The organism is Bradyrhizobium denitrificans (genome assembly GCF_013179005.1).
Lineage (GTDB): Bacteria > Pseudomonadota > Alphaproteobacteria > Rhizobiales > Xanthobacteraceae > Bradyrhizobium > Bradyrhizobium denitrificans.
Window position 1 is genome coordinate 1 of record NZ_JABFDP010000102.1, and the last position, 305, is coordinate 305.

At 64.9% G+C, this 305-nt stretch carries 1 protein-coding gene; it reads right to left on the reverse strand.

All coding sequences use genetic code 11. The features are described 5' to 3' along the window. Positions 1-305: Hpt domain-containing protein (locus HL671_RS37935; RefSeq protein WP_172244286.1), on the reverse strand; the 305-nt coding region annotated here is incomplete at both ends.

Sequence of the window (305 nt, forward strand, 5' to 3'; positions counted from 1 at the left end):
TCGCCTTCCGGCTCGGACTCATTGGCCTCGAGCTGCGCCAGCAGGTCCTTGATGCGGTCGATGGTGGTGAGGATCAGCGTCACGGCCTCGCCGGTCACCGGCATGCCGTCACGGAATTTGCCCATCAGGGTCTCGGCGGCGTGCGCCAGCGCTTCGAGCCGCGGCAGGCCGAGGAAGCCGCAGGTCCCCTTGATCGTGTGCACCAGGCGGAAGATGTTATCGAGGATCTTGGCGTTGTTCGGCTCCTGCTCGAACCGCACCAACTGATTGTCGACGGTGTCCAGGCTCTCGCTGGTCTCCGTCAG